This is a genomic window from Pseudoalteromonas distincta (genome assembly GCF_000814675.1).
Lineage (GTDB): Bacteria > Pseudomonadota > Gammaproteobacteria > Enterobacterales > Alteromonadaceae > Pseudoalteromonas > Pseudoalteromonas distincta.
The window spans coordinates 65613-88428 of record NZ_JWIG01000011.1; the positions used below are offsets into that span (position 1 = coordinate 65613).

General features: G+C 37.2%; 25 protein-coding genes. 13 read left to right on the plus strand and 12 right to left on the minus strand.

The genetic code is table 11. The features are described from left to right. Positions 1 to 459: 459 nt before the first annotated feature. Positions 460 to 1668 carry a porin gene (locus tag QT16_RS08230; RefSeq protein WP_039487884.1) on the plus strand — a complete coding sequence of 403 codons (1209 nt, stop codon included), beginning with the start codon at positions 460 to 462 and terminating at the stop codon, positions 1666 to 1668. A 768-nt stretch (positions 1669 to 2436) separates the two neighbouring features. On the opposite strand, the gene QT16_RS08235 is transcribed toward QT16_RS08230, so the two are convergent. From QT16_RS08235 to QT16_RS08245, 3 genes are all read right to left on the minus strand, one after another. Then, positions 2437 to 3318 (minus strand): alpha/beta hydrolase, encoded by an 882-nt coding sequence (locus QT16_RS08235; RefSeq protein ID WP_039487887.1) that lies wholly within the window; start codon positions 3316 to 3318, stop codon positions 2437 to 2439. Between the two features lie 30 nt (positions 3319 to 3348). Beyond that, entirely contained in the window at positions 3349 to 3960 is a 612-nt protein-coding gene (locus QT16_RS08240; RefSeq protein WP_039487889.1) for a MarC family protein, read from the minus strand. Between the two features lie 162 nt (positions 3961 to 4122). Continuing rightward, positions 4123 to 4605, minus strand: coding sequence for a GNAT family N-acetyltransferase (locus QT16_RS08245; RefSeq protein ID WP_002962624.1), 483 nt, complete (start codon positions 4603 to 4605; stop codon positions 4123 to 4125). A gap of 107 nt (positions 4606 to 4712) precedes the next feature. On the opposite strand from QT16_RS08245, the gene QT16_RS08250 reads away from it, so the two are divergent. Further along, positions 4713 to 4913, plus strand: a complete 201-nt coding sequence (locus QT16_RS08250; protein WP_002962626.1) for a hypothetical protein — start codon at positions 4713 to 4715, stop codon at positions 4911 to 4913. Positions 4914 to 4971: 58 nt separating this feature from the next. Here the strand turns inward: QT16_RS08250 and QT16_RS08255 are convergent, their stop codons facing one another. Continuing rightward, the gene (locus QT16_RS08255; protein WP_039487891.1) at positions 4972 to 5166 is read right to left on the minus strand and encodes a CPXCG motif-containing cysteine-rich protein; all 195 of its coding nucleotides are present in this window, start codon (positions 5164 to 5166) and stop codon (positions 4972 to 4974) included. Between the two features lie 280 nt (positions 5167 to 5446). Here QT16_RS08255 and msrA point away from each other — a divergent pair, with 280 nt between their 5' ends. The 5 genes from msrA to QT16_RS08280 all read left to right on the plus strand — a co-directional run bounded on the left by msrA (position 5447) and on the right by QT16_RS08280 (position 10849). Continuing rightward, the gene (gene msrA / locus QT16_RS08260) at positions 5447 to 6046 is read left to right on the plus strand and encodes a peptide-methionine (S)-S-oxide reductase MsrA (RefSeq protein WP_039487894.1); all 600 of its coding nucleotides are present in this window, start codon (positions 5447 to 5449) and stop codon (positions 6044 to 6046) included. 226 nt (positions 6047 to 6272) lie between these two features. Continuing rightward, positions 6273 to 7187 (plus strand): 2OG-Fe(II) oxygenase family protein, encoded by a 915-nt coding sequence (locus tag QT16_RS08265; protein WP_039487895.1) that lies wholly within the window; start codon positions 6273 to 6275, stop codon positions 7185 to 7187. 335 nt (positions 7188 to 7522) lie between these two features. Then, positions 7523 to 8785 (plus strand): hypothetical protein, encoded by a 1263-nt coding sequence (locus QT16_RS08270; protein WP_039487896.1) that lies wholly within the window; start codon positions 7523 to 7525, stop codon positions 8783 to 8785. Further along, positions 8785 to 9225: a type 2 periplasmic-binding domain-containing protein gene (locus QT16_RS08275; protein WP_039487897.1), complete on the plus strand. Its 441-nt coding sequence runs from the start codon at positions 8785 to 8787 to the stop codon at positions 9223 to 9225. The genes QT16_RS08270 and QT16_RS08275 overlap by 1 nt, the downstream gene beginning before the upstream one ends. Beyond that, a complete protein-coding gene (locus QT16_RS08280; RefSeq protein ID WP_039487898.1) occupies positions 9218 to 10849 on the plus strand; it encodes a sensor domain-containing diguanylate cyclase in 1632 nt (543 codons plus the stop codon). Before QT16_RS08275 ends, QT16_RS08280 begins: the two co-directional genes overlap by 8 nt. 31 nt (positions 10850 to 10880) lie before the next feature. Here QT16_RS08280 and QT16_RS08285 read toward each other — a convergent pair whose 3' ends face one another. Beyond that, complete coding sequence (locus tag QT16_RS08285) at positions 10881 to 11303, minus strand: hypothetical protein (RefSeq protein WP_039487900.1); 423 nt, start codon at positions 11301 to 11303, stop codon at positions 10881 to 10883. Between the two features lie 260 nt (positions 11304 to 11563). On the opposite strand from QT16_RS08285, the gene QT16_RS08290 reads away from it, so the two are divergent. Next, entirely contained in the window at positions 11564 to 12265 is a 702-nt protein-coding gene (locus QT16_RS08290; protein WP_039487901.1) for a metal-dependent hydrolase, read from the plus strand. 340 nt (positions 12266 to 12605) lie between these two features. Then, entirely contained in the window at positions 12606 to 13208 is a 603-nt protein-coding gene (locus QT16_RS08295; RefSeq protein WP_039487904.1) for a hypothetical protein, read from the plus strand. Between the two features lie 331 nt (positions 13209 to 13539). Here QT16_RS08295 and QT16_RS08300 read toward each other — a convergent pair whose 3' ends face one another. The 4 genes from QT16_RS08300 to QT16_RS08315 form a co-directional block, all read right to left on the minus strand. After that, positions 13540 to 13932 carry a hypothetical protein gene (locus QT16_RS08300; protein ID WP_039487906.1) on the minus strand — a complete coding sequence of 131 codons (393 nt, stop codon included), beginning with the start codon at positions 13930 to 13932 and terminating at the stop codon, positions 13540 to 13542. A 270-nt stretch (positions 13933 to 14202) separates the two neighbouring features. Beyond that, entirely contained in the window at positions 14203 to 14703 is a 501-nt protein-coding gene (locus QT16_RS08305; protein ID WP_039487908.1) for a TIR domain-containing protein, read from the minus strand. A gap of 12 nt (positions 14704 to 14715) precedes the next feature. Further along, positions 14716 to 16158, minus strand: a complete 1443-nt coding sequence (locus QT16_RS08310; protein ID WP_039488059.1) for an SIR2 family protein — start codon at positions 16156 to 16158, stop codon at positions 14716 to 14718. A 208-nt stretch (positions 16159 to 16366) separates the two neighbouring features. After that, positions 16367 to 16969 (minus strand): cold shock domain-containing protein, encoded by a 603-nt coding sequence (locus tag QT16_RS08315; protein ID WP_039487910.1) that lies wholly within the window; start codon positions 16967 to 16969, stop codon positions 16367 to 16369. Between the two features lie 417 nt (positions 16970 to 17386). On the opposite strand from QT16_RS08315, the gene QT16_RS08320 reads away from it, so the two are divergent. Next, positions 17387 to 18007: a trimeric intracellular cation channel family protein gene (locus tag QT16_RS08320; protein ID WP_002961255.1), complete on the plus strand. Its 621-nt coding sequence runs from the start codon at positions 17387 to 17389 to the stop codon at positions 18005 to 18007. Between the two features lie 71 nt (positions 18008 to 18078). Here QT16_RS08320 and QT16_RS08325 read toward each other — a convergent pair whose 3' ends face one another. Beyond that, entirely contained in the window at positions 18079 to 18588 is a 510-nt protein-coding gene (locus tag QT16_RS08325; protein ID WP_039487913.1) for a DUF421 domain-containing protein, read from the minus strand. A gap of 91 nt (positions 18589 to 18679) precedes the next feature. Beyond that, positions 18680 to 19120: a GNAT family N-acetyltransferase gene (locus QT16_RS08330; protein ID WP_039487915.1), complete on the minus strand. Its 441-nt coding sequence runs from the start codon at positions 19118 to 19120 to the stop codon at positions 18680 to 18682. A gap of 121 nt (positions 19121 to 19241) precedes the next feature. Here QT16_RS08330 and gloA point away from each other — a divergent pair, with 121 nt between their 5' ends. The 3 genes from gloA to QT16_RS08345 all read left to right on the plus strand — a co-directional run bounded on the left by gloA (position 19242) and on the right by QT16_RS08345 (position 22150). After that, the gene (gene gloA, locus QT16_RS08335) at positions 19242 to 19769 is read left to right on the plus strand and encodes a lactoylglutathione lyase (RefSeq protein WP_039487917.1); all 528 of its coding nucleotides are present in this window, start codon (positions 19242 to 19244) and stop codon (positions 19767 to 19769) included. Positions 19770 to 19935: 166 nt separating this feature from the next. Next, positions 19936 to 20565 carry a response regulator transcription factor gene (locus QT16_RS08340; protein ID WP_039487919.1) on the plus strand — a complete coding sequence of 210 codons (630 nt, stop codon included), beginning with the start codon at positions 19936 to 19938 and terminating at the stop codon, positions 20563 to 20565. Further along, positions 20552 to 22150 carry an MASE1 domain-containing protein gene (locus tag QT16_RS08345; RefSeq protein ID WP_039487921.1) on the plus strand — a complete coding sequence of 533 codons (1599 nt, stop codon included), beginning with the start codon at positions 20552 to 20554 and terminating at the stop codon, positions 22148 to 22150. The genes QT16_RS08340 and QT16_RS08345 overlap by 14 nt, the downstream gene beginning before the upstream one ends. Here QT16_RS08345 and QT16_RS08350 read toward each other — a convergent pair. Next, positions 22147 to 22689, minus strand: coding sequence for a hypothetical protein (locus tag QT16_RS08350; protein ID WP_039487923.1), 543 nt, complete (start codon positions 22687 to 22689; stop codon positions 22147 to 22149). The genes QT16_RS08345 and QT16_RS08350 overlap by 4 nt on opposite strands. Positions 22690 to 22816: the final 127 nt, after the last annotated feature.

Genomic DNA, 22816 nt, shown 5'->3' on the forward strand with positions numbered 1-22816 from the left:
ACTTATTCTAATTAAAATCCATAAAGTATGTTTTACATACAGGCATAAGAGATTAGAAATTACGATACAAATTAGAGTAAAAACACTTTTAACGTGTTTGTGTGTCTACTTAACTCATTTTTGTTCACCCTATAATAATAAAAAGTTATATTTATGAAAATAAAGTACTTTTAGAGCTTTTACACTAGTTACTACTTTTTAACCAAGATGAAAATAATTCAAATTACAATTTTTACACATCGCTAATTCCTCATCCTATTTACCTATCAAATCATTAAAAACATAAACTTTTGCAACACCTGAAAAACAAAATTAACCTTTAGTGAATATCCGTTAAGTTTAATGATTAATTTTATTGAGTATTTTTCACTTTTGAGCCGTTTATTGCTTTGTTAGTCTTCGAATCTGAATTTTTACCTACGTAAAAAATTGACCAATTTACACAGGGCAACACACAAGATGAGCAAAAAATTAGCGACGCTTATTAGCGCAAGTATTGTATTCGCACCCGCTGTTTCGGCAGTAGAATTATACAAAGATGACAAAAATACTGTTGAAGTTGGTGGATATCTTGATGTGCGTGTAATTAATACACAAAACGAAACCGAAGTTGTTAACGGTACCTCGCGCATTAACTTTGGATTTACCCGAAAGCTTAAGAAAGACTGGACTGCACTCGCACTCGTAGAATGGGGTGTAAACCCTGTTGGCAGCAGCGATATTATTTATAACAACCGTTTTGAGTCTATCCAGGATGAGTTTTTATACAACCGTTTAGGTTACGCAGGGCTTTCGCACGAAAAATATGGCCAACTTACCATTGGTAAACAATGGGGTGCATGGTACGACGTAGTTTACGGCACAAATAATAGCTTTGTATGGGATGGTAATGCGGCTGGTGTTTATACCTATAACAAAGACGATGGCGCTGTTAATGGCACTGGCCGTGGAGATAAATTAGTGCAGTACCGCAATAGCTATAATGATTTTAGTTTTGCAGTACAAGCGCAGCTTAAAAACAGCGAATTTTATACCTGTGACGTAACCGACATTTCAGAAGAAGAATGTGAAGCACTTTGGAACTCTGGCGATAGTGCAGCCCAAGAAGTTGAATTTAATTACACATTTGGTGCGTCTGTAACTTATACCCCAACTGACATGCTAACACTTACAGCAGGTGTTAACCGTGGTGAGTTTGATTTAACGTTTGGCGATGGTTCTACTCGTAATGTTGAAGATTTAATTTATGGTGCAGGTATTATGTGGGGCAACATTGATGAGCCCGGCCTATACGTTGCAGCCAACGTAAATAAAAACAAAAACCACGACACAGACAACATTGGTCGCTTAATTAAAGACGCAATCGGTGTAGAAACATTTGCATCTTACCGCTTTGATAACGATTTTCGCCCTTTTATTGCCTACAACGTGTTTGATGCCGGTGATGATTACGTAATTCAGCCAAACTTTAACGCCGACCCAGAAGATGTGTTTAAGCGTCAGTTTGCTGTTATTGGCCTTCACTACTTAATTGACGAAGACACTATTGCTTACGTAGAAGCGCGTAAAGACTTTAGCGACTTTGAAAGCGATAACAAAGAGCAACAAGCACAAATGGAGCAGTCGGAAGATGACGGTATAGCATTTGGTTTTAGATATAAGTTTTAAATATAAGTTTATAAAACGACTACAACTTCCCTAAGCACAACCCTTTTAGCCCTTTTAACTTTTTTAACTGGGCTTTTTTTATTCCGCCATACTTTTTTCAATACTCAATTTTGCATTTAAGGCTATTTCAAAAAAGGCATTAACAGCCGCATTGGTATCTGCTTTTTTAATTTGTAATAGCACCAATCACGATGCCCCTATTTTTAACGTTTACCGTTTTGCTGCTCATTACAATGAGCGAGGAAAACTTTAATTAAGCACTCATAGTCCACACTCGGCATTTATATTTTTAGTGGATGTAGTTATCGCAGGCTTTATTATTTTGATTACCTCTTTGATTACTTTTTTCTAATTTGACTCTATTGCTAAGTTTAGCGTTATAGCAATATTTAGTATGATGTGTTCTTTTGCTATAAAGCCACCAGCCAATTTATATTGGCTGCATTAAGAGTATAAAAAATGATGAAACTATATTGAAATTGCAAAGTACTTACACTGCTTATTGCTGATCACAAAGGCGAAAGGCAGTAACAAATAGATGTGTATATGCTTCATGGGTACTGACGGTATTCTAATTCAATAGTTATGCACTGTATATAAAAACAGTACATGTAATTGCTGTGCTAAAATAATTTAAACCTACCTTTTTTTTGTAAGTCGTTAATAATATTGAACTAAGTAAATTGTTATAAAGCTGATTCGTTATCATAAATAGATGAAATAACGACAACTGTATATGCATACAGTTGTCGCTTAAACCTATCTAACCTACTTTTTAATAAACGTACTATAACCAGCCAATGCCTTAGCCACACTAATTGATGGATTATCTGAATGCTCAGCACCTTTGTTTATAGCACTTTGCCACACAAGGTTATTGTTAGGGTTGGCTGTTAAAACGGCCTCTAAATTACTAAACGCTTTTAACATTAGCGGATGCTCTGCCCCACCCACCGAAAGATATAAATAAGTAGACGATTTAACTTTGTTATCTTGAGCACTTAAAAACGCTTCTAAATTATTAACTACGGTCATATCGTCATACCAAGCCGCTGGGCTAAAAGCAAAATAGCCATTAAACAATTCAGGCTTTGTATGCAGTGTATAAAGCACAAAGCTACCACCTGCCGAAAAACCACTTAATACACGGTTATTACTAAGCTTATATTTTGCTGATAAATAAGGGAGTAACTCAGTTTCAATAAACGCTAAAAACTTGTCGGCTTCACCATTTGGTTCAATAAGTGTTTCATGCTCTGGACGCGCTTGTGTATTTACATCTTGGCGAGCATAAGGGGGCACTAAATCGCGATTACGTGTATCTGTAAAAAACAAATTAGGAATAGACACCAATATAGCCTTATCCCCTTTTTCGCTCTTAGCTTGTTTTGTAAGTGCTTTATCCCATGTATCTAAATTAAAGTTACCATCGGTTTTAATAATTAACGGATACGCTTTTTTAGGATTGTAATTAGCGGGCAATCTTATAAACACTTTGCGCGACTCATTAAGCACGCTTGAGTTAATTGTTACATCTGTATAGGCCGATACATAATGGTTATAATAACGTATAGCTAAAATACCAATAGCAAAAATGACTACGGCTAAACTTAAATTAATAATATAGTGTTTTGTTATTTTTATTGCCATACGGCATTCCTTTCAATGTTTAGGAGTTATTTAATCGAGCTTAACCCATTGCTTTATTTCCAGCGCGGTCATAATAAGCTCAACCGAAAACGCGGCTAAAATCATCCCCATCACACGCGTTAAAATAGACGCGCCGCCAGTACCAATTAGCTTAATAATTTTACCCGAAAGCAGCAACAGTATTAAAGTAATACCCAACACACCAATTGTAACAAGCGCTGTGCCTATTTGAGTAGTAATTGGGTGTATGTGGTTATCGGTAAGTAGTATTACCGCCAAAATAGCGCCAGGAGTCGCCGTTGCCGGTATAGCAAGCGGAAACACGGCTATATCGTGATCGGGGTCTTGTTTGGCTTTGTTAGAATCGTTTCCAAAAATCATTTGCAGGCCAAACAAAAACAATATAATTCCGCCACCTAACTGAAACGACACCAACCTAATTCCCATCGCATTAAGTATTAGTTGCCCTATTAAAATAGAACCCAATAATACGCCCCCGGCATAAAGCACCGTTTTAAATGCAGTTTTACGACGTTGTTGATCAGTTAAATGAGAAGTAAGCGCAGCAAACAGCGCCATAGTGCCTATTGGGTCAATGGTCGCCCAAATTACAAGCGCATCTTGAGAGAGTTTTTCTAGCATATAAAATCCTTGTTAAGCGTAAATGTTTAATAAAACACGGGTAACAAATTCATTTGCTTACGCTTAACTATAATAGAAAGCCGCTATTTTTTGTATTTTATTTACTGAGCTTTAAGGATTGAGGATTGAAAAAAGATAAGCACTTATAATTGCCGTCTTGAGTTAAAGTGATTTATGCCAAATAGAATTTTCTCTTAAACTAAAGCCCAGTTTCATAAGTAAATTATGGGAACGTGCATTATGTGCACTCACCTCAGCAGACAAATGTTTAAGCGGAATATGCTTAACTAGAGTTTCAATAAAACCGGTCACCACTTCAAACATTACGCCCTTATCCCAAAAGTCAGGATGCAGCTCAAATCCGATAAACGCACTACTTTTACACGGGGTTAAATTATAAAGCCCACAAGTACCCATTAACTTTCCAGATATATTATGTTCAATTGCGACTCTAATCACTTCGCCTTCGTAATATGCACTAATATCATCTTGTATTAATTGTTTGATTTGCGTTTTGCTAAGTGGTGTTTCGTAGTCGTTAAATTCTGACACGTGCGGGTGATTTAAAATATTAAATAAACACGCTGCGTGTTTGTGGGTAACTAAACGTAGCGTAACGCGCTCAAGCTTTGTGGTGTTAAACATTTTATTTAAGTGGTTAGTTAAATTAGCTCTTTATGGGCACGCATTATTAACTTACCATACCCCATTAACAAGCATTATCTTTAAAGCAAAAAGAGTAAGAGAACGTAATGAGTGACGATTTTAAAGTAATACAACCCACTACCACAGTATATTGCCCAAAGCGCGGCGAAGGCTGGACCTTAACAGGCATTACTAATATTAACGAGTTTACCTCAGTAATGTTTGACGGCACACGCTATACGCTTCCAGCACGCGAAATAGTAGAAGAACTTCTTCCTAACCAATTAGCGCGTGAACAAAATAGCTAACCAAACACATACACAGTAAAAAGGCTGCAATTTTGCAGCCTACTATCTAATCAACGAATTAAAATGCATCGTCTTCGCTGTAAACATTAACGCTTAGCTCGTCATCATTTTCAAATACCACAAACGAAATAGGCTTACAGCATACTTGGCAGTCTTCTATGTATTGCTCATCAATATCTGCTGCATCAAGTAATACTTCTATACTTTCTCCACAATAAGGGCAGCTTATTGATGTTTCTGTTAACTGGTTCATTTATCACCTGCTAATTTATATCACGAATGTTGTCACTTTAATGAACACGTAAGCATAATTCAACACCCCATTAAATAACGCATACTTGGCTAACCGAATTAAACCATGCTACTAACTTAAATAGTGATCTTGTTACTAGCCTTATCCCTATAAAACTTGTCAAAGTACAATATTTTTCACCATAGATAGTTGGCCAGCCCTCTACAATGAAATTGTATTAGCACTTAGCGGGTCTAACTTTATAAGTATTTATAAACTCACAGTACAGATGGATAATTTTATGAAAAAATCACTAACGCTTGCATTAACATCTGCCGTTATTTTGTTTAGTACATTTTCCCATGCAGCTAAAACCGAAAAAGCCGTTCTAGCTGGAGGTTGTTTTTGGTGTATGGAAAGTGACTTTGAAAAGCTAGAAGGCGTAACCGATGTAATATCGGGCTTTACTGGCGGTAAACTTAAAAACCCGACATACAATGGTAATCATAAAGGCCATTACGAGGCCGTAGAAATCACATACGATCCGGCCATAGTAAGCTATCAGGGCATACTTGATCATTACTGGGTAAATATTGATCCCTTTGATGCCAAAGGCCAATTTTGTGATAAAGGCCCTAGTTACTTAAGCGCTATATTTGTACAAAACGACGAACAACGTAAATTAGCTGAAAAAACAAAAGCAGCTGTTGTAGCCGAGTTCCCTAATCAAACTGTGGTTACACCTATACTAAACGCAAGCACCTTTTACCCTATAAAAGGGAGGGAAAGCTTTCACCAAGATTATTACAAAAACAATCCAATCCGATACAACACTTATCGTTGGCGTTGTGGTCGCGACAGCCGCCTAGAAGAAATTTGGGGCGACAGAGCAACCCACTAGTATTTATTAAGCAACTTAAATTACACCAACAAAAGGCTGCGTATTGTGCAGCCTTTTGCTTATCTACAAAGCTAGCTTTCTCTGCTTCAAAAAGTATACAAACCTTCATTATCAATAAATAGTATATTCTGTTTCCTAAAGCAGGCTGTTTATCTACTAAATCAAATGCAATAAATTGCACTCCTAAATTGATATAAACAAAATTCAACAACTGGAGTTACACAAAATGTTTGCCAACCAATTACAACTAGCGCGTGCTCTAGAGTTACCAACACGACAAGCCATGCTTTACCGTGAACAATCAGTACAACACTTTTGGAATAGCAACACCGACCTAATTACAAACGCGTGGAGCGAATGGGAAGCCACATCAACAGATAGCTCAACGTTTACGCTAGACGACACACTACTTGATAAAAACCTGCGTGAAGCAGTAAAGCAAGCATGGGAAGATCCATCAAAAGAGCTAGCCGTAAAAGCGTTATTACATGAAGTCGCGCCTGATGTGTTTCAATTTCAATTTTTTGATCCTGAGCGCCTAGCTGTATTATGCGGATATTTAGAACAAGTATGGAACTCGCAAATTCCTATGCGCCCGCCATACGGCATAGTGTTAAATCGCCGTGGTGCCATGCTTGATAGCCGATCAGAAGGTTATTTAGCCGCGCCAAGCTTTCAAGCATTTTATAACGAAATACTAAACACTTATATGCGCCCTATTTCACGTATGCTGTTCCCGGAAGTTATGGGGTTTGATACACAAACATTTGGCTTTTCAATTTATTATGAGCCAAATACAGATTCGTCAATTCGCCCACATACCGACGCATCAGCTGTAACGCTTAACATTAACCTAAATTTACCAGGCGAAGAGTTTACAGGGTCACAAGTGGACTTTTATCACCCGTACACAGGTGACATTAAATCACTTACCTTTAAGCCTGGTACTGCCATGTTACATCGAGGCAATATTGCACACGCAGCCAAGCCTATTACCAGTGGCGAGCGAACTAACTTTGTATTGTGGTTGTATGGGGAGCGCGGTCGATTACCAGCACAAGGTGCACCACGCATTCCTGTTGATGCTAAACAGCGCTGGACTAACCCAAACAAACCAAATGATGGTTATGCACCATTTTAAGTAATCGCTTTTAACGTTTTAAATACAAATGGCTGCCTAATTTAAGCAGCCTTATAAAAATAAAGCTCATCCAGTAACCAACACGTTTTAAATTTAGTAATATCAAAAAACCGCCCTATTCATAATCTATATTGTCGCCACTTATAACAATAGATAACACAAATTTTCCGCCTTGCTTTTCTTATGTCCAGTACTTCGCTTAACAAAGTACAAAATTTAGGGGGATGTCATGTTTTTTTTTGTATTTAATTGATAAGCCACTGTAATGCTTAAGTTGGTAATTTAATAAACTGTGCTATCTTTTTACTATCTATATCATAAAAATAAGCGCTAACATGTTGTTCCGAGGTACAATTGCCATAGCTATATTGGTAATTTCCGCTGCTAATAAAAGCTATGCAGATGAAGTAGACGTGCAATTTAGTGGTTTTGCATCCTTAACACTCAGCTACACGGACGATTCAGATATTGGCTTTGCATCGAGTTATTCAAATGTCAACGAATCTGGTTTTTCAGCAACGCGAGATTCAATTTTAGGTGGGCAGGCTAATATATCATTGGCCAAAAATTGGGACTCTGTGTTTCAAGTAGTTATTCAAGATCATGCCTTTAAAAGCTTTGATAATTTTTTAGAGCTCGCCTTTGTGCGCTATCGCCCTACCCGTCATTGGGCTATTCGTGCAGGCAGGTTAAATAGTGACCTTTACTTACTATCGGAATACCCTTACGTAGGATATGCCTACTTATGGGTGCGCCCGCCTCATTCGTACTACTCGTTTGCAAACATTGCAGGAAATTTCGATGGTGTAGATGTGGAATACAGCAAAGCAATTAACGACGGTTTTTTACGTTTAAAACTTGCTTATGGTAGTACAACAGCCAAGCTACAAGCCTATAATGACGACTTTTTTATTGATTTTGACAACTTAACAACTTTTAGCGCAACCTACTCTTTAGATGCATGGACTATGCGTTTTTCATTATCAAAGTCAGACTTTGGGGATTATAAGTTAACCTCTTTAGATGAGTATTTAGCCGCACTCAACTCAATACCACAAAGTATATGGCCGCAAGCGCAAAAAATATCAAACAAATTTAACACCAAAGGTAACAGTATAGAATACGCCGCGTTTGGGCTTACTTACGATCACAACAATTGGCTAATCCAATCTGAGGTGGGTATTTCAGAATCAGATTGGATAGTTGCTCCGTCAGTTCTTAGTGGCTACATTAGTGCAGGTTACCGTGTAGATAACGCAATATTTTATACAGGTTTTACAGCGGCTAAACACCGACATGACGTAATAAAAGTAAACGATCCTGCTTTTCCGCCAAGCACTCCCGAGCAATTTTCAGTGCCTATACAACAACTCGCAGTTGCCAGTCAGTCTGCTGTTAAAGTTACCAATGTTCACCAACACTCAATTAACGTAGGCGTAAAATGGCAACTGTCTGAGAGCATAGCATTAAAAGCCCAGTTAGACCGCTTTGATATAAAGCCTCAAGGCGCTGGCTTATGGAGTCTTAGCAACCCTTCAGATGTTGATGAGGGCCACAAAGTACATATACTTAGTCTAAATGCTAGTATGGTGTTTTAATGATGAGCCCTCGCAACTTGTTTATAACTGCATTGCTGCCCTTGTGCCTGCTTTTTATGAGCTTTTATGCTAAATCTACAGAGTTTGTAGTCGTGGTTAATAAAAGCAATGCGATTAACGCATTATCAAAACGAGAAATTATTGATATTTACATGGGCAGGTATTTAACTTTCCCTGATGGTGAGACCTCAAAACCGCTTGATTTGCCCGCGCAATCAACATTAAAAAACGACTTTTACTTAAAACTGGTTAATAAAGACGAGCAAAAAATAAATGCGTATTGGGCAAGGCTTTTATTTTCAGGGCGCGCAAAGCCACCCACGCCTTCAACATCGGTAGAAGACGCAATAAACAAAATAGCAGCATCACAATTTGCAATTGGCTACATTCCGCTATCGCAAGTTACAGATGCAGTAAAAGTGGTATACACATTTGATTAAAATTATTAGCCAAAAACTCTACATACGCGTCGCTATATCAATTGCGTTAGTTGCTATTGTTGTGTCTTTAGTCTCATCTATGCTCTCTTATTACTCAGGCTTTAAAGAGAAAAAAAATACAAATTACTTACTCGTTCAACAGTTAGCGCAAACAATGGAAAAAACAGCCGCCATAGCAGCCTACCTAAACGACCGTGAATTAAGCCAAGAAATTATTAACGGCCTACTCAGTAACGACTTAGTGCAAGGCGCAAGCCTAGAAGGAGAAGTAAACCCTCAAGGAGAGATGGATTTATTTATAGCAAAAGGATCTACTAACAAAAAAAATGAAGCTGTTTTAATTAAATTAGTTCACCCTTTTATAGAAGACACTTTTATAGGTGTACTCGCCATATATCCTGACGATAACTTTATTGAACAACAAGCACAGTCAGCGCTTATAAAAGAATTTATCTTAATGCTGATTCAATCCATTGTTATCGCATTTTTTGTATCGCTGGTAGTTCAGCGTTGGCTTACACAGCCTATTCAAAACCTAACCGACAGCTTTGCTAAAATAAATCCAAGCGAGCCAGAAACCCTTAAAATGCTAACCTTCAAGCAAGGCAAGCGGGACGAAATAAGCCGTTTAACCCAAGGTATAAATGCCTTAATGCACGAGCTACATTTAACTATTAGTAATGAGCAAACACTGCGTAAAAAAACTCAAGAGCTAGAAGCTAAATTTAGACTTATTTTTGAACAAGCCAGCGCAGGTATTTGTTTACTCGATGACAAAAACATTATCACCACCTTTAACCCTGCATTTAAGCATTACTTTACCGTACCTGGTGAAGAAGAATTACCAACCTTGCATTTTCCTGAGTTACTTAGCAATGTAGACGAATTACAAAGCCTACTGGCAGATATTCGCTCTGCTAAAAACCCACCACAAACCACCTTAGATGTAGAGTGTAAAGTTGGCTATAAAACGGTATGGTTTCATTGTTTATTTGTAAGGTTAACAGACCAAAGAGATACCAAACGAAACCCCAAACAAGAGCAGCTAGTAGAAGTAATTTTACACGATGTAACCGAGCGCGCAGAACGCGAACAGCAAACCCGCTTTGAAGCCGATCACGACCCACTCACTGGCTTATTAAACCGACGCGCCGGTGAAAATCGCCTTAAAAAAGCACTACGTGAATGTATTAAACATAATGAACATTTAGTGCTTATGATGATTGATTTAGATAAGTTTAAACCCATTAACGACACCTACGGGCACGAAGCCGGCGACAAAGTGCTAATTGAAATAGCACACAGATTTAAAACACTTTTTCACGAAAAAAACGACATGTGTATCCGCCTAGGCGGTGACGAATTTATTGTTGCGCAGCAAATTAAAACCTACGATAAAACGGCAACACAACAAAAAGCGAACGCCTTACTCAATGAGTTAAAATACGATATTAATATTGCGCAAAATAAAACATGCGCAGTAGGTGCAAGCATAGGAATTGCAATAGCCCCATATGATGGTAATGAACTACAACAATTAATGCACAACGGTGATAAAACTCTTTATCACGTAAAAGAAACAGGCCGAGGGAAAGTTGCCTTTTATGACGATATAAAAAATTAGATGGCGTGAATTAGTAACTACATAGTAAATGCTATAATGTTTTTATGGCTTTCAAATAGTCTTTATTATAAAAATAAGCCGCTAACCCAAAATAAGAAATAGCACCTAAATAAGCAATTGGAAAGTGTGAATATACACTGAGGTAAATAAGCAATAATATAAAAAACAGACTAATGCTAAAGCAAACCACAGCCAAAAGCCTGCCTAACCAACATATAGATTGGGCTGCAATATTTAAAACAAACAAGGTAATAGCACCAAGTATTACATACACTAAAGTGTTTAAATCTTCCCCATGCGCTAAACCATCTTCGGTATAATACATCATGTAATGAGCAAGCGGAGTCAGTGCTAATAAAGCCCAGAAACCATAACTGCTCCAAGTTGATGAAACAAAATAGTCACTACCAATATTAGGCGCAGGAAACGATGCTTTATATCTATTTTGGTTCATGTGGATTTCAATTAAGCCGTTTTATATGTGATAGCTAGGCTTTTATTAAAACACAAAAGGCCAATAGACAATAAAAACTGTCCGTATTATTGATTTTTATCAAAAAAATTACAACTTGATTTCACTACTAACCAAAATACAGAATAACAATTGTACTATTAGCAATTAATCAAAGTAATAAAAAATCTAATTAAAAAGAATATTGAACAATAAACTTTTCAATTGATAGAATGCCCTACTTTTTCCCATAAAGAGATACAATGGCAAACTTCAATACTCATCTTAATACTGCCGTAATCATCACAGGCTTAGCCTCAGCCACTTTATTATCTGCAAGCCATATCGATTTAAAGGGCGCACTCTGGCTTTGGTTTTTAGGCTCAATTGGCGGCCTATTACCAGATATAGATTCAGATAACTCAACATCACTCGATACTATTTTTAACTTATTTGCACTCAGCGCTGTATTACTGGTACTGCATTACATAACTACCGAGCTCATTATTGAAATTAGCTTTATCGAGTTAATCGTAGTGCCGTTATTGGTTTACGGATTTATGAAATACATTATTAGACCCATTTTTGAATGGATCACAGTACACAGAGGTAGTTGCCACTCTTTACTATTTATACTGTTATGCGCGCTAATAACGACTCAAGTAACATGGAAACTGAATGACCAATCAACCACACAAGCAGCCGTCTTTGCCTGGTTAACGGGTGGGTTTATTTTACTCGGCGGATTAATTCATTTATTGCTGGATGAAATTTACAGTGTAGATTTAAGTAACGTCACCATTAAACGCTCTTTTGGCACCGCTTTAAAAATAGCCGACTTCGATAATAAACTAATTACGCTAGCTTCAATTATCGCCATTGCAGGTTTGATCTATGTTGCCCCTCCCACAGAACAAACTATTACAGCGTTAAGTGACTGGTCTCATTTTACGTTTTTATCTTAACGCCATAAGTAATAAGCCGTTTAACCACATACTCAAAATGTGTGCCCTCTTGGTAATCAAATGTTGATTTATTAAGAGGGCATGAGGCACTGCGCTTTTAGAGTCATGCATAGCTAAACCAAAGCGGCTTTGCAAAGTTAGGTTTAATTAAAAGCAATAGCCTGAGCCTGTTTGTTATTAATTAATACTTTTATAGGTTTAAGTGAAATAATTTACTCGCTTTGCCTGTCTTATACCTACAACGATAAACGCTATTTAATACAAATACTAAGCAGTTTGATACATTCAAATCCGCAACAGCTGTTGAAAGCGTCAAATATAAAATCAAAAGAGGTCCATAATGGAATTTACACATAAACGCATCACCCTAATTACAGCATCGTTATTGTTGATATTGGCGATATCACAGGGTATTTATTCAGCCCTTTACAGTGCTGAAATTAGTTTTTCAAGGCAGGTGGCTTGGGGGCTAGAAGCACTGGTATTTACTTTACTTGTTGCCTTTGCAGGCGCAGCTATGGTGCAAGCAAAAAACGCACAACTAGGCTGGTCGGCTATCGCGTTTAGTGCAGTACTTAACATAGTGCAGGTAAGTATTGGCCTTACGTTGTTTTCAACATTTGGTAAAGTTGCAGGCACAGTAGAAGGCGCACAACCTTTAATTGGTGGCGTGGTTTCTTTGTCATTCATGATTTACTACGCAGCTAAAGTATTATTGGGATTAGCAGCACTTGTTTTTGGCCTGTCTTTTATTGCGAAAGGTGGCAAAGCCATCGGCGGCCTTACAGCCTTAGCTGGCGGAGTTGCAATGCTTGCCAATGGTATTTTAATCACCTTTGGTCGTGATGGATTCTTACCATCAGCTGTTGCTGGCGCATCAGGCATGATTGCAACGTTACTTTTAGCAATCTGTTTAATAAGCCTTTACCGTAAAGCAGACTAAGGCTTATTAGCTTACAAGTAAGCTATTCATTTGAAAAAAAGTATAAACATCGGCGGGTATTAAATTGCTAATTCGCCGATGTTTTACGTTTAGAGCATTCGCCTAGCGTATCTCAAGCTAATGCGCTCTTTCGTAAACAAAGATTAATTCACAAAGAGGATATGAGGCGCTGCGCTTTTAAAGGGTAAAAATAGCTAATATCAAAATCTTTTAACCAATTTATGTTTTGATGTATGAAGTCAAGATTTGACCCCAATTATCCCAAAAGATTCAAGAAAACACAGCTGCCTGCTTGACCGGAACTTTCTAATGGGTGACCCTTAGCTTTAGACTAAAAAAAGCTATTAATGGTAAGCATTATGCTCACTATTTTTTCCCATTCATTTATATTTTCATTTATAAAATTAGAAAATAAAATTTTTATTTGATGAGGTGTCAATCGTTTTTTTACAAAAATGATATCAAAAATATATTTAATCTGTTCTTTTCTTGTATTTTTATCATAAAGAAATTCCGCATATAAAAAGTCACCAATATTTTTTGCGAATGCATATGAAGTACCATTTTCATCCGATACTAATTTTATAAAATCAATAATTTCGGATGGTAAGTTATTGGATCTAGCCCAATCACTAACCCAGCCCCAATCGACAGTTCCTTGAACTAAATGCTCTTCGATTGAATACTCTTCGATTGAAGCGCTCAAAAATTTATATAATGTCAATGAAGTATCCGAAAATATAACGAGGCTGTAGAATAACTCCAGCAGCCAAATTCAATTAAAAAACGAGTTTCTGAAATTAACTCTAAGCGTTTTTAAAGCATTAGGTAATGAATTTGGAACCCATAAAACTGGCTGTTTTTCTTAAAAAAGAGTAATTCTACAGCCTCAACGCCGTTTTAAGCGGCAAATTGCAGTTGGCTAAAATAAGTGAGGCACGAACAAAAAGCCAACTGTAATTTGTCCGACTTGAAAACCCTTGGTATGTGCTGACTAGGGATTATCTTTTCGGATTTGTATCGATTCTTCAATCCATGAATCTATATTATTTGCTATATAGTTGTATACACCTTTACTCGTTATATATGGTGGATCATAAGATTTGGCAATTGTTGATAGACGTTTGTTAGTAGTACCATGCGTCACATAATATAGAGGGTTAGCGCCTTTAGACGATTGATTATCAAAACTATCTGTAATGTTGTGTATATGAATAACCAATACACCTTTTCCTTTATTCCATGATTGAACAATCTCATGGTTTATCCATTTTCTATCAGCAGTTTTAGAACCAGCTAGAATTACCGTACATGTACGTCCTTCCATTTGCTTATCGATCCACTCCTTGATTTTTTTGTCACCACCGCCAGTTACCGTTTCCCAGTCATTATCTTTTGCCGCTTGGTTTCCCTCAATAGCACCAATATTTCTAATTTTAGAAACTCGCCAATTATCTGGTTGATAATGAAAGCTAAAAAAACATTTCCTCGCCATAATTTCACTCCTTTATTGTATTACTTCATTTATAACAGCTATTACTACATCAACTTTCTCGGATAATGGCTTATCTGAATCTAAAAGTGTCTCTAGCAACGGCACCACATCATCACTATTTTCATAATAATCAGAGGGCTTAGCCAAGATTCGTTTTAGTATAGATTCAGCTGCATAACCAGTACAACCAATTGGAATGCATATGTTTCCTAAATCCCTAGAGATTTCAAATTCACGTATTAAACCATTCGCTTCTACAATTTCATCGCCATCACGCTTATTGCCAAATAGAAAAATTGATATACCACTTAACGAGATCATTTTTTGTCTATATTCCTCCCAAAGCTCAGGTAACTTTTTCTTGCCTGATTCAAATTGAGGAAATGGTTTTAGTATAAGTTGGGATTCTGAAAACTTCATTGGATTAGAACTTATTGCCTCTAAAGAGCCGTTAATCACCGAACTACCAACACCCCAACCAAAACCATTAACGATTCTAAAGTTTTTTTCGATGATTTTTTTTGATAACAAATGAATAAAACCTAAAGCTTCATTTTTTTCATAAGGATCATATATCTCCGCACTTCCAGAGATGAATATAGTCTTCTTTTTAAACCTCTTTTCAATTTCTACAAGAATGGAAGTTATTTGTGCGTAATCATCGAGAACCAAAGACTTTATTCCGTACCTCTTCAGATCATTAATAACAAGTTGCTGCTTTCTTGAATTGTAATCTAACGTAGCTTGATCTGGATTTAGTGCGTCATTTAAACAATGTTTTTTTATTAAACAATAGTGCTGTTTTTTATCTTTTGAAAACCTAAAATTCAAACGGCTTAAAACATAATCCAAGTTAGGGTCTGTAAAACTAAAACCAATAAACAAGAAAGTTTTAGTCGTTAATTCTCCCGATAAAGCATGTATAAAAGGCTCATGAGTTTGGTGATATTGCTCATAATCTTCTTTAGTCAAAATTGCATCTGATGAGTGATTGGCATCACCATGCATTTTATACACAACAACGTCACGCTTAGGTCTGTTTGTAAGAAGTTGTTTGTTTGTATGTTTAACATCAGCAACTTTATTCTCTTTAGTAAATGCTTGCTCAATTAAATTATCATAATTTGTTGTCCATACCGATGATATTGGCAATCGAGCAATAATATTGTGATTTAACGTTTCCTCAGAATTTTCAGTAAACTCTTCAATGATCTTCCTATTAATTTTTGACCTTGTTCTATTCTCATTGACATGAAATTGAGCTAGAGATACCAAATCATTTTCGCGATCAATAACAAGCCCTAGATCATGTGCAATTTCTTGCATTAATTCCGACCAGTTCACAAAACCTGCTGGAATCGATAACCCAGCACCAGCAAAAATAGAAGCAGTACCCTCATTGAGATCTTTCACATAATCCCTAATAAAAATTTCAATCTCATGTTCAAATTTCAATACAACATCCTTATTTTTATTAATTGGTGAAATATGATTAAAAGCACATAACAGCTTATTGAATCCCACTTTGGAGGTTATAACCCACCAAAACGGCGTATATTACGCAAACAACTCTACTAGTAACAACAAACTACAAGAATAATTTAATAACCTTTGTTATTTAACCAAACCTTTAACTAAAAGGTTTATAAAATTACCACTCATTTTAAAACCGTGTATCTCTCTCACAAGGGTCACCATCACCGTCACCATCCATTTTTGTGTTTGGGCAGTTATTAATAAAAAATACGGCTTCGGCTCGCGAATTCATCTCAGTACAATATTGCCTGCCATCACACGTAAAATTTTGCGTGCTTTTTGGAATAACGATTTTAGGGTATTGCTCATCAAATGTGGCTAAATCGGCGTTGGTGATAACAGGTGTTTGGCTATTAAATTGCTCGTTACTTTGATAATGGTTGTATTTATTTACTGCGATGAAGCCAAGTACGGCGATAATGCTAATTGAAGCAACTTTGCCTAAAAAGCTACTGGCAAAATTAGATTTGGCAATGCGGTGCGGCTGTTGTTTGTGTTTTTGGTAAGGGGCTTTAAGCTCTGCAACGCCTTCTATACGGCAGTTAACTGCTTTAGTTTTACCGTCGGGCTGCGTAGCAACTTCAAAGTAAATAGTGTCGCCAACTTTTGGCTTACGGCTCATGTGTTTGAGCGCTGAAATGTGTATAAACGTGTCGTGTTCTAGAGTATCTGATTTAATAAAACCAAAACCTTTATCGGTTTTCCACGACTTTAACAATCCTTTGTGCATGTATCCGCCTATTTTGCTTAAGCTGCGTTTTACGAAAATCCCATTTAGTTAACACTTGTTATTATACGTTCCTAAATTAAAACCATGCAACTAAATATTCATATTGCGTTAATTTTGCGCTTTACCTACTAAACAAAATTATTAAACTAAGTTATTAAATTTATCTAAAAATAAACGTGCTAAAAACAACTAAACCTCAACCTGTTTTATTTATAATTTGCGGCCAAATGTCCTTTAATTCATATCAGCTACCGCGCACTCATCGATTAGCTTAACAGCTTGTTTACACTAGGTTTTGTCATTAGCTATTTCTATCTGAATTAACCGTTTTTAGTACGATTTTTCATTCGTTATTTACTTAATTTATCTATACAATCCACACCTTATTTTTACGCACGTATTTTAAGTGATTGTCTAATGCTATTAACGATTGTTTATATTATTGGTATTACCGCAGAAGCCATGACCGGCGCACTTAGCGCAGGACGAATGAAAATGGATTGGTTTGGCGTAGTGCTAGTAGCCAGCGCCACGGCAATTGGCGGTGGTAGCGTGAGAGATATATTACTAGGCAATTACCCGCTAACGTGGGTACAACACCCAGAGTATTTATTAATTACCTGTATTGCCGGTATTGTCACTACGTGGCTGGCAAAATGGGTGGTTAAATTTAAAGGCATATTTATGCGCCTAGACGCCCTTGGTTTAGCAGCCTTTAGTATTATTGGCTGCCAAGTGGGGCTAAATATGGGATTGCATTACGGTATTTGTGTAGTGGCTGCGGTTGTAACAGGTGTTTTTGGTGGGTTACTGCGTGATTTAATATGCCGCCAAGCGCCGCTTGTATTACATAACGAGCTATACGCGAGTGTATCGTTACTTGTTGCCTGTTTATACTTAGCGCTACACCATTACAATATTGACGACAACATAAGCATTATTGTAAGCCTTGTTGCAGGCTACTTAATACGTATGGCATCAATACGCTTTAAATGGCGCTTACCTACCTTTAGTTTATTAGAGCAGCACGCTAAATAAAAATAAACTTTAATACAAACTAAGGCAGGTAATATACCTGCCTTAGTTAATATAACTATTAGCGTATTAATTTAATGCCCGCTTACATCACTTAACGCGGTTTTTAACCCGCTGTTATTTTGCTTAAGTACGCTAAAACTACCATCGGTTTCTAGCACTACTGCGGCTACATCTTCTATAGCTAATATTCCCGCACCACGAATAGCGGCGCGAATTTCTGACTTTGTTACGCGCTGCGATTTAAGTGCAGCCGTGCAGTATTCACCATCACTCATTAAAAGCGTGGGTTCTGCTTTTATAAGCGCTGCAAATTTTGACGAGCGCACACTAAGCCACGTAATAATATATTGCAGCCCTATTAATACTACAAAGGCAAGTATGCCCTCAAACAGCGGTACACTTTTTGAAATAATCACCGAGGCCAAAATAGAGCCCAGCGCAATGGTGACTATAAAGTCGAACACGTTCCATTTTGAAAGCGTACGTTTACCCGATACACGAAGCCAAAACACCAGCGCGATATAACCCAGTACACCTATTGTAAGTACACGTAATAATCCCTGAATATCATCGTAAAACATAGAGGTTCCTTGCTATTAAAGGTGGCAATTAGCTTTTGCTTATAACCCTACATGGCACTAAGTTAAATAACGATGAATAAAGTGCCTGCATTTACTTTGTTAGTTGTTTTACAAACTTAATTTTACTTAGCTCTGTGCTTTGTTTATCAACGTAGCCACAAACGTGATAACCATTAGTGATTAGCATAGTTAGCATTTGAGGAAACCGGTTCATCGATTTAACGTGTATATTGGTAAAACCTTGTTCATAAGCCCACTTTTCTTGTTGGACAAGTAATTTTTTAGCAATACCTAATCTACGATAGTTAAAATGCACTCCACCAAGCCAACTATAAAACTGTGTATTAGATAGCTCATAGCCAATTTTAAAACCAACTAATGTATCTTCTTTATGTGCTACTAATATCAATGCTTTTTTGTTTTCTAAACGGTTACGTAAAGTGTCACTACCAATGGCTGTTAGTAGTTCAGGGATATATTCACTCACTGCGGTTACATCATCAATTGTGCCTGTGGTTATAGTTATAGCCATAAAAGTCCTTGTTTTTTATTATATGAATTGACCTAGACAGTTTAAATTTAAATTACGGTTGATTATGATGGTTTAAGCATTATATCTTTATTTTCGCTTTATCATTTTTGAAAGGATCACCATGTCTAACTATAACGAATCTCCAGAACAAGTTGAACAGGCCACTCAAGGCTTTGTTATGCAACAAACTATGTTACGTATTAAAGATCCAAAGCCGTCGCTCGAATTTTATCAAAATGTATTAGGTATGAAGCTGTTAGGTAAGTATGATTTTCCTGGTATGAAGTTTACGCTTTACTTTTTAGGCTACGAGCAAGAATTGCCACAAGGTGATGATAAAACTAAAGCAGAATGGGTGTTTCGTCGCCCTGCGCTAATTGAGCTTACCCATAACTGGGGCACCGAAACCGACGACAGCTTTGAGGGATACCACAATGGTAACCAAGAACCTAAAGGATTTGGGCATATTGGTATTAGCGTACCGGATGTTTACGAAGCCTGTGAGCGCTTTGCAAAATACGATGTTGAGTTTGTAAAAAAACCAGATGATGGCTCAATGAAAGGCTTAGCATTTATTAAAGACCCTGACGGCTACTGGATTGAAATACTATCTGCTGAGGGCATTACTGAGATTATTCTTTCTCAGTAATAATAAGCTGCTGTAAAAAGATCTTAGTTGTAATCTCCACCAGCAACTAATTACCAATTTAGAACCACTGGTTTTGTTACCTTGCTTTTAAGTGAGGTAACCCATTTAAAACGTTTAGGTAATTAGTTACCCCCCCGCTGTATTTTAAGCATAAAAGGAGATTTAAATGCTCATTGGCATCATAGAAGATCATCAATTAGTAAGAGACAGCTTTAAAAAGCTTTTAGAGTTACAACCAGATTGGAAAGTAATTATTGAAGCCTGCAGCGTAACAGAAGCCAAGCTGGCTGTAGAGCTTGAACAACCTGATATATTTATTGTTGATATATCGCTTAACGGCACTGAAACCGGCCTTTCTTTTTTATCGTACCTTGAAGAGTCTTTCCCGCATATTAAAAGTATTGTTGCCTCCATGCACGACCACGAACCTTATGTAAGCAATGCTTTGCGATTAGGCGCTTTAGGTTATGTGTCTAAGCGTTCTGCCTCTGATGAGCTAATAGATGCAGTTAAAGCGGTCGCTTTAGGTAAAAGATACATTAGTGAAGACGTAAATTTTTCGATGGGTAGCGAAAATTTAGCATTAACTGTGCTTACTAACAGAGAGCTTGAAGCACTTCCGTTATTTTCTAAGGGGTTGAACGCTAAACAAGTTGCGCAAATACTCGAAATAATGCCTAAAACAGCACATGTACACAAAGCAAACATATACAGCAAGCTTAATGTTACTACCTCGTTTGAACTGCTAAAAATTGCAATTGATGCGGGAGTAATACAGTTAGATGAACTTACCTAACGTTTCTTCTTTATCTAATGTTAGTTTTACTACCGCATACAAAGAGGTAGCTAAACAGTTATTGGTGGGGCTAATTTACTTGATTGCTTCACTCGCCGCTTTTTGGGTTAGCCAAAACCTTGAAACCGTACCCGAGAGCAGCGCGATATTTATTCCCGCAGGCGTAAAAATTGCGTTTTACTTACTCACTCCAACACGCTATTGGCTCACCTTATGGGTTGTGTCGCGCGCCTTAGCTGCGCAGCTTGGTTTAACATACAGTGGGGTTTGGGAGTTTGATTTATTTCATGGCTTTTGGCAGGAGCTTTGCTTTATAGCGCTTGTTTATGTGTTTAAAAATAGCCGTTGGCCGCCAAGCATTAACGACAGCCTAGGTATACTTTCGTTAATACTGCTTTGTGTTGCGAGTACATCTATAAAGTGGTTTTTGTTTGCCAGTGCGTTTGAATTTACAAATGTATTGGTTGCAAAAGAGCTACTGCAGTATCAGTTAAACATGTGCTTGGGCGATATTACTGGCTCGTTGTTAATTGCCCCTTTTATTATGTTAATTTACGATTCTAAATACAGTTTTAACACAGTCAGGCTCACTAAATTATTTGGCCTAGTAGCCACTTTGGTGTGTTTTATATTAATTGTATTTTTTGTCTATGCGGTTCGCCCAGACACCTACCCGCTATTAAGGCTTGCATCGTTATTACCTATAATTTGGTTTTCGTATAAGTATGGCTCGTTAGGGGCTGTAAGCAGTGCAGCGCTTATTAACGCGTTAATAATTGTTGAAGCAAGCATTACGCACGAGCCTAGCAATACCTACATTAGCCAGTTATTTATTTTAGCAAACGCAATTACCAGTATGGTTTTAGGCGCTGCAATTACTGAGCTTAAACGTAAAAACAATGAGTTAAAGCAAACCAATAAAGAGCTTAAAGAGCAGCTAACTCAAAACATGGCGCTGGCTTCCAAAATGGTGTCGGTGCAAGAAAACGAGCGAAAGCATCTTTCGCAAGAGCTGCATGACGAATTAGGGCAGAACCTAACGGCATTAAAAACAGATTTAGCTATTTTGTCGCACCTCAGTAACGAAGATACCCAATCGTTTGTGACTACATTAAAAAACAATGCTAATTCGATGTATGACTCTGTTTATCAATTAATGCATTATCTTCGCCCGCGTGAGTTAGATGAACTCGGTTTAGAAAAGGCAATAACACAAGGGCGACTAAAAAGCTTACTGCACAAGGCAAATATTAAGTATCAGCCACAATTTAAGTTAGATAATAGCCTTTCAAAAGATCACGAAATAGCTATTTACCGAATTTGCCAAGAAGCAGTAACCAATTGTATGAAGCACAGCAATGCCAGCAAACTGATTATAAATATAATAAACAGCGACGAATTTATTGAGTTAACAATTAGCGATAACGGGACTTTAGTAACCCCAACAGATAACTCAGGTCACTACGGTTTAGCATTTATAGATGAGCGCACTACGGCATTAGGCGGAACTTTTAAGGTGTTTAAACAAAATGGCTTTACCATTAAAGTAAAGCTGCCTTTGAGTTTTGATAGCGCAATTAACTAGCAAACATGAACTTGTTTGGTATAAAATTTTTGCCTTAATTGGCCTTCGTCAAGGTGGTCGGAATTAACTTGGATCTCGGCTTGATTACCTAATAGCTGTAATAGCATGCCTTTTGATATTAGATAGTTGCCTAAACTTGATTTTACAATCACTTCTTTGCCTATGGCTTCTTGTAAGCGTGGCGTAGGTAGGCTCGGATGGCTAATTGGTTTTAAGCCCTCAGCTGAGGTAAATAAGTTTATGCAATGCTCTTTAGCGGCAACAATACTTTCGTTTTTACTTTTAATTACATCTACATTATTTAAAAAATGAATTAGTGCTTGGTTAGCCCGATCAAACTCTGCTGATACGTCATCTATATTGCGGGCGGTTGCCCATTTTCGCACAACTATGTATTCGTTTTTTTTAACACGAATTAAGCTTATTGAGGCTCCGGTCATTCTGCTATTCCACTCAATGCGGTAGCAATCAGTTCCTAAGCTGTGAAGCAACACGCTCATGCTTCCAAAATCCTTTGTACTTTCATCAATCAAGCTCATTTTCGATCCCTCACTTGCAAGTTACAAGGAGTGTATAAACGATTACTTAAGTAATAAATCATCCATATTCTTAATCGCTCTAGGAAAATGGCTTATATAAATTTTGGATTTAGTGGCTTGCAAGTTA

Coding starts and splice junctions, on each gene's coding strand:
- QT16_RS08285 (WP_039487900.1), bottom strand. CDS start 11,303: ATGAACCAAAATAGATATAAAGCATCGTTTCCTGCGCCTAATATTGGT.
- QT16_RS08270 (WP_039487896.1), top strand. CDS start 7,523: ATGTTGTTCCGAGGTACAATTGCCATAGCTATATTGGTAATTTCCGCT.
- QT16_RS08320 (WP_002961255.1), top strand. CDS start 17,387: ATGCTATTAACGATTGTTTATATTATTGGTATTACCGCAGAAGCCATG.
- QT16_RS08325 (WP_039487913.1), bottom strand. CDS start 18,588: ATGTTTTACGATGATATTCAGGGATTATTACGTGTACTTACAATAGGT.
- QT16_RS08265 (WP_039487895.1), top strand. CDS start 6,273: ATGTTTGCCAACCAATTACAACTAGCGCGTGCTCTAGAGTTACCAACA.
- QT16_RS08295 (WP_039487904.1), top strand. CDS start 12,606: ATGGAATTTACACATAAACGCATCACCCTAATTACAGCATCGTTATTG.
- QT16_RS08250 (WP_002962626.1), top strand. CDS start 4,713: ATGAGTGACGATTTTAAAGTAATACAACCCACTACCACAGTATATTGC.
- QT16_RS08275 (WP_039487897.1), top strand. CDS start 8,785: ATGATGAGCCCTCGCAACTTGTTTATAACTGCATTGCTGCCCTTGTGC.
- QT16_RS08345 (WP_039487921.1), top strand. CDS start 20,552: ATGAACTTACCTAACGTTTCTTCTTTATCTAATGTTAGTTTTACTACC.
- QT16_RS08315 (WP_039487910.1), bottom strand. CDS start 16,969: ATGCACAAAGGATTGTTAAAGTCGTGGAAAACCGATAAAGGTTTTGGT.
- QT16_RS08330 (WP_039487915.1), bottom strand. CDS start 19,120: ATGGCTATAACTATAACCACAGGCACAATTGATGATGTAACCGCAGTG.
- gloA (WP_039487917.1), top strand. CDS start 19,242: ATGTCTAACTATAACGAATCTCCAGAACAAGTTGAACAGGCCACTCAA.
- msrA (WP_039487894.1), top strand. CDS start 5,447: ATGAAAAAATCACTAACGCTTGCATTAACATCTGCCGTTATTTTGTTT.
- QT16_RS08240 (WP_039487889.1), bottom strand. CDS start 3,960: ATGCTAGAAAAACTCTCTCAAGATGCGCTTGTAATTTGGGCGACCATT.
- QT16_RS08290 (WP_039487901.1), top strand. CDS start 11,564: ATGGCAAACTTCAATACTCATCTTAATACTGCCGTAATCATCACAGGC.
- QT16_RS08245 (WP_002962624.1), bottom strand. CDS start 4,605: ATGTTTAACACCACAAAGCTTGAGCGCGTTACGCTACGTTTAGTTACC.
- QT16_RS08230 (WP_039487884.1), top strand. CDS start 460: ATGAGCAAAAAATTAGCGACGCTTATTAGCGCAAGTATTGTATTCGCA.
- QT16_RS08350 (WP_039487923.1), bottom strand. CDS start 22,689: ATGAGCTTGATTGATGAAAGTACAAAGGATTTTGGAAGCATGAGCGTG.
- QT16_RS08305 (WP_039487908.1), bottom strand. CDS start 14,703: ATGGCGAGGAAATGTTTTTTTAGCTTTCATTATCAACCAGATAATTGG.
- QT16_RS08255 (WP_039487891.1), bottom strand. CDS start 5,166: ATGAACCAGTTAACAGAAACATCAATAAGCTGCCCTTATTGTGGAGAA.
- QT16_RS08235 (WP_039487887.1), bottom strand. CDS start 3,318: ATGGCAATAAAAATAACAAAACACTATATTATTAATTTAAGTTTAGCC.
- QT16_RS08340 (WP_039487919.1), top strand. CDS start 19,936: ATGCTCATTGGCATCATAGAAGATCATCAATTAGTAAGAGACAGCTTT.